The following is a 5,463-nucleotide window of genomic DNA, read 5'->3' on the forward strand; positions in this document are numbered from 1 at the left end:
CATCTTCCCCATCTCCCAAACTAGGGTCTACGCCAACGACGTCCATCCCGATTAATCAGGTGTTCCGCCTCTTTTGGTTCCCAAGTTCCGGCTTCGTATTGGGGAATTGTGCTGGGGTCAGTGGGTGCTTCCCAAGCGGATAGGGCTGGGGTGATCACCCGCCAGGCTTCTTCCACTTCATCGGCGCGGGTAAATAGCGTTTGATCTCCTAACATACAATCGAGTAACAATCGATTGTAGGCATCGGATGTCGCCATGCCAAAGGATGAGCCATAGCTAAAATCCATATCTACTGTGCGGGTACGTAGCTGCGGACCCGGCATTTTCGCCTCAAATCGCAGGGAAATGCCTTCATTGGGTTGAATCCGCATGGTTAGCACGTTGGGGCTGGTTTGTTGGGCGGCGGATTGGAAAATCAGTAAGGGGACATCGCGAAACTGAATCGCAATCTCACTGACTTTCTTCGGTAACCGCTTCCCAGTTCGCAGGTAAAAGGGAACCCCTTGCCAACGCCAGTTATCGATCATCAGTTTCATCGCCACGTAAGTGGGTGTGATCGAGTTGGGATCAATGCCTTCTTCTTCTCGATAGCCTGGTACTGCCTCCCCTTTCATCCAGCCTGCCTTGTACTGACCCCGAACCGCTGAACATTCTAAATTATTAATATCGGCTAAATGTGTTGCCTGAACTACTTTTACTTTTTCAGTCCGGATACTATCCGCATCCAGGGAATTGGGTGGTTCCATTGCGGTTAAGCAAAAGAGTTGCATCAAATGGTTCTGCACCATATCCCGCAGCGCACCCGATGTTTCATAGTAACCCGCTCTATCTTCGACGCCCACGGTTTCGGCTACGGTAATCTGAACGTGATCCACAAATTGGCGATTCCACAAGGGTTCAAAGATCGCGTTAGCAAAGCGGAAGACTAGCAGGTTCTGAACGGTTTCTTTGCCCAAGTAGTGATCAATGCGATAAACCTGTTCCTCACGACACACTTGCTGCACGACGCGGTTGAGAATTTGTGCTGAACTTAAATCTCGACCAAAGGGCTTTTCAATCACCAGGCGATGCTTCATTGGATCGTCCAGCATTCCGGCTGTTCCCAGTTGGCGGATGGCTTCCGGGAAAAACTTGGGCGCCACGGCGAGGTAGAATACCCGATTTCCCCGGGTTCCCCGTTTACCATCCAGTTCTGCCAAAAATGCTTTCAATTTCTGATAGCTTTCTGGTTTATCGATATTGCCGGGACAATAGAATAGCCCTTCAGCAAAATCATTCCACAGTTCTTCAGAGTGAATTCCGTCAGAAAACTCCTCAATCCCTTCCCGCATCTGTTCGCGAAAATAGTCATGACTCCATTCGCGACGGGCTACCCCAACAACTGTTATTTCTGCGGGAAGCCGTCGTTGGCGTTTAAGCTGATACAGGGAGGGAACTAGCTTGCGTTGGGTCAGGTCTCCAGATGCGCCAAAAATCACTAAAATTAGCGGTTCTGGACTCCGTTCCTGTTGTAAACCAACGCGCAGGGGATTTTCTGTAAATGTCACCATTTCGAGTTTTGAGTGTTGAGTTTTGATCCTTGGCTTCGCTAGAGGGCATGGTTTTGACCCTTTACGACATTTGAGGGAACATGGTTTTGTATAGGGACGGGTTTGATGATTATCGTTTTTTGCCTCACCCGGATGTGACTCAACCCGCCCCGACCAAGTTTATACCATGGCTTATTGATTTACACGGCTCATCGGCAATTTCCCGTTTAATGGGCTACATCGGTAAGGGCGCAATGATTGCGCCCCTACAGTCAGGTATACCTCACGCCTTAGGGTATCGCTATACCGTTGCCAAGTCTTTGACCTTGCTATCCAGGGAGGACATTAAGGACTCAAAGGGCTTGACAAATTTGTCAATGCCTTGATCAAGCAGTTCATCCATGACTTGATCTAGATCGATCGCGATATCGGGATCTTTGAGGTTTTCCATTAACTGATACGCCTTTTCCACATCAGTTTCAATCCGATTTTCCGGAGAACAGTGATCGGCACAGGCTTCGATAGTATTCGGTGGTAGGGTGTTGACGGTATTCGGACCAATCAACTCATCCACGTACATGACATCGCTGTATTCGGGATTTTTGGTACTGGTACTTGCCCACAGGAGACGTTGTACATTTGCACCTTTGGCAGATAAGGCTTTCCAGCGATCGCTTTGGATAATTTCTTTGAATTTCTGATAAGCGATTTTGGCATTCGCGATCGCGACTTTGCCTTTAACCTCTTCCAGCTTTGCCTTTTTCTCGATCCGGTCAACCCCAGCCTGGAGTTTTTCGTCAATGCGATCATCAATCTTACTGTCAATCCGGCTGAGGAAGAAACTGGCAACGGAGGCTAGTTTGCTAATATCTTCTCCTTTCTCTGCCCGTTTTTCTAAGCCTCGGACATACGCCCAAGCGGTGTCAATGTAACTTTGTACCGAGAAGAGTAAGGTAACATTAACGTTAATCCCTTCACTAATCACTTGCTCAAAAGCCGGTAAACCTTCAGCAGTTCCGGGAATTTTAATCATCACATTCTCGCGACCAATGGCTTGATAATACCGACGGGCTTCATTAATCGTACTTTCAGTATCTTTGGCGATGGTAGGAGGAACTTCGATACTGACGTAACCATCAAGTCCATCAGTTTGATCATAAATCGGTTTGAGAATATCACAAGCGTTGCGAATATCCTCAAAGATTAGGGATTCATAAATCTCCTGCACCGATTTTTTTGCCTTAATCCCAGCTTCGATATCGGCATCGTAAATTGCATTCCCCGCGATCGCTTTTTCAAAAATCGCCGGGTTGGAGGTAATCCCGTGAACGCCGCGACTTTCAATTAACTGCTTAAGTTCACCGGATTCGATAATAGTACGGCTAAGATTATCCATCCAGATACTCTGACCGTAATCGTTTTCGATTTGGAAGATAGGATTATTGGCTGTTGCTGTCATGCTTAAACTCCTAAATTAGGGTATAGATTACTAGGGGTCTGGATTCAAGGACATGTCCCTGGGTTAAGGAACCTTGAATTCTTCGTTACGATTGATACTAGGCTAAGAACGAGACGCGATCGCTTCTTTTGATTCTCTTGTTCGTTCTTGAATAAAGGACTCCACTAACGCCACATCCTCTTTACTTCCGATAATCAACGGTGTGCGCGTATGGAGTTTTTCTGGCACCACATCCATCAGGTTTTGGGTACCGGTACTAGCTCGACCCCCAGCTTGTTCGATTAAAAAGGCTAAGGGCGCAGTTTCATAGAGTAGACGCAACTTTCCTTCCGGTTTTTTCACTGTACCGGGATAAATAAACACGCCCCCTTGACACAAAATCCGATGGAAGTCTCCCACTAAAGCTCCACTATAGCGAGCCGTATACCCTTCATGGCGATGGACGTAGCGAATATAGTCGCGAATCGATTCATCCCATTGCCAGAAGTTCCCTTCATTGACACTATAAACCGGTCCATGCTCTGGCACTTGCATATTTTCCTGAGATAAAATAAACTCACCCAAGCTGGGATCAAGGGTAAAAGCATGAACCCCAGTACCAATAGAGTAGACCAGCATTGTACTCGGTCCATAGATCACGTAGCCGGCGGCGATTTGTTGGTGTCCATCTTGCAACAGATCCGTGGCTTCGCCGTCGATATCGTCGCCTTGTTGCCGACGAATTGCAAAAATTGAGCCGATATTCAAGTTAATATCAACATTCGAGGAGCCGTCAATCGGATCATAGATCAGGGAATACCGACCAATCGGGCAGTTTTCGGGAATGTAGTAGGGTTTTTCCATTTCCTCGGATGCCAAGCGGCAAACGAGTCCACTTTGTTTAAACACCGAGATAAATACATCATTAGCATAAGCATCCATCTTTTTGACGGATTCGCCCTGCACATTCACGTTCCCGGTAAATCCCAATGCACCTTCGACCAAATCAGCGCGACTCAACCGTCGGGAAATAATTTTGGCGGCTAAGGCAATACGATTCATTAAGGCACTGAGATCTTGGGCGTCAGCACTAAAACTCTTAAGCTGTTGCAGAACGTGGCGGGATAGCGTGGTACAATCCCGATCCAGAGAATGCTCTTCCACTAGAGAGCGCTCGACATCTGCCATATTCTTTCCTCCTTATCGGTCACGCTGTTGGTAAGCGAGGGTACCTCTTGGGTTTAAGACGCCTCTGTACCAATCCTGGCATGGTAGTCTTTTCCACTTTACTCTCTATCTTAGAGAGGCGTTGACCAGCAAGCATCTCACTTTAGAGGAATTTTGACATCTTTTCCGGCTGGATGGGGCTGTTCAGTTGTTTAGATTGCATAGAAGAAATGATGCTAAATTCAGGTTGCTCAAGCAGTGCGATCGCCGTAACACCCGTTCGTTGGTAGTTATGGCTTTAGCCTTGCTTGCGTTGATTAAACGGAAGTTCCCCCAGCCGAAAAATTGAAACTGCATCGCCGTGCGGCTTGGTAAGTTAATCTCGGAGACGCGAACAGTATTCTTAGTGGCGTGACACAGCTTATTTGGTGGATTAGCATTGTAGGGGCGCACCGACGTGCATTGGTGTCAACTTAAGACTTTGTATTAATGGACTAGCGAGCTAGTACGTGAGTGGGAACTGTTTGGGTGCGATCACACTCTGGCACGCGATCGCACTCTGACTGGAAAAACAGTATGATCAAAGCAGCAAGCAGCTCTACGATACCAAGATTGAGTGTGGTGAGTGACAAACTTCTACCAGAATCTCCCGATCACTCTGAACCCTTTGCACAAAAAACAACGCCCCAAGCCCGATGGTTGGATACAGCCATATTTATTTTTTAAGCTATATTAAGCATTGCTCCCCAACCCAGACACCATAAGACTTGTGGATTGTTAAGAAAGATGTGACTAATGCATAGCTTAAAAAGCAGGGGGTTTTCAAAGTCCGGGGGAATCTTTAAAAGAAAAGTGAACTTTTCCCGGTAAAATTAAGAAAAGCTCACTTTTTTCAATTTCAAAAAAATCATGCTTACTAGCATAATTGAAGAATTCAAAAAAGTCAAGGATTTTCGCAACAAGCGAGGCAAACGGCACGAATTATGGGTAGTTTTATCTATTATTTTTTTGGGTCTGATGACGGGGAATGTCAATTATAAGCAGATCGCAAGATTTAGCCATGACCAAAAAGAAACCCTAATACAATGGCTAGGAATATGTCCAGAAAAATTACCATCTTATAGTACAATAAGAAGAGTGATGATCGGCATTGAAACCCTAGAGATAAAAGCCATATTTGAAAATTTTGTCGAGCAACATTATTGGAAAAAAGAGGGGACGGATTGGATTGCTATTGATGGAAAAACTTTGAAAAATACTTTAACCAATTATGAAATTGTCAAAACGTTTTAATAAATGTATCAGCATTTAGTTCAGCAACTCAATTAA

The 5,463-nt window shown here is 45.8% G+C and carries 5 protein-coding genes; 2 read left to right on the forward strand and 3 right to left on the reverse strand.

Features of this window, described 5'->3' with window-relative positions:
• Nucleotides 1–20 precede the first annotated feature (20 nt).
• The 3 genes from zwf to fbp form a co-directional block, all read right to left on the reverse strand.
• Complete coding sequence (zwf, locus tag ACLFWI_RS25980; protein WP_446415323.1) at nucleotides 21–1,550, reverse strand: glucose-6-phosphate dehydrogenase; 1,530 nt, start codon at nucleotides 1,548–1,550, stop codon at nucleotides 21–23.
• Nucleotides 1,551–1,830: 280 nt separating this feature from the next.
• Nucleotides 1,831–2,988 (reverse strand): transaldolase, encoded by a 1,158-nt coding sequence (gene tal, locus ACLFWI_RS25985; RefSeq protein ID WP_446415324.1) that lies wholly within the window; start codon nucleotides 2,986–2,988, stop codon nucleotides 1,831–1,833.
• 102 nt (nucleotides 2,989–3,090) lie between these two features.
• A complete protein-coding gene (gene fbp / locus ACLFWI_RS25990) occupies nucleotides 3,091–4,155 on the reverse strand; it encodes a class 1 fructose-bisphosphatase (protein WP_446415325.1) in 1,065 nt (354 codons plus the stop codon).
• A 555-nt stretch (nucleotides 4,156–4,710) separates the two neighbouring features.
• On the opposite strand from fbp, the gene ACLFWI_RS25995 reads away from it, so the two are divergent.
• Nucleotides 4,711–4,860: a hypothetical protein gene (locus ACLFWI_RS25995; RefSeq protein WP_446415326.1), complete on the forward strand. Its 150-nt coding sequence runs from the start codon at nucleotides 4,711–4,713 to the stop codon at nucleotides 4,858–4,860.
• A 183-nt stretch (nucleotides 4,861–5,043) separates the two neighbouring features.
• Nucleotides 5,044–5,427 carry a transposase family protein gene (locus ACLFWI_RS26000; protein ID WP_446415327.1) on the forward strand — a complete coding sequence of 128 codons (384 nt, stop codon included), beginning with the start codon at nucleotides 5,044–5,046 and terminating at the stop codon, nucleotides 5,425–5,427.
• The last annotated feature ends 36 nt before the right edge of the window (nucleotides 5,428–5,463 follow it).

This window comes from Coleofasciculus sp. (genome assembly GCF_046539235.1).
Classification (GTDB): domain Bacteria; phylum Cyanobacteriota; class Cyanobacteriia; order Cyanobacteriales; family Coleofasciculaceae; genus Coleofasciculus.

Bases quoted from the DNA above. Each gene is read 5' to 3' on its own strand.
- ACLFWI_RS25995 (WP_446415326.1), top strand. From the start codon at position 4,711: ATGATCAAAGCAGCAAGCAGCTCTACGATACCAAGATTGAGTGTGGTG.
- zwf (WP_446415323.1), bottom strand. From the start codon at position 1,550: ATGGTGACATTTACAGAAAATCCCCTGCGCGTTGGTTTACAACAGGAA.
- tal (WP_446415324.1), bottom strand. From the start codon at position 2,988: ATGACAGCAACAGCCAATAATCCTATCTTCCAAATCGAAAACGATTAC.
- ACLFWI_RS26000 (WP_446415327.1), top strand. From the start codon at position 5,044: ATGCTTACTAGCATAATTGAAGAATTCAAAAAAGTCAAGGATTTTCGC.
- fbp (WP_446415325.1), bottom strand. From the start codon at position 4,155: ATGGCAGATGTCGAGCGCTCTCTAGTGGAAGAGCATTCTCTGGATCGG.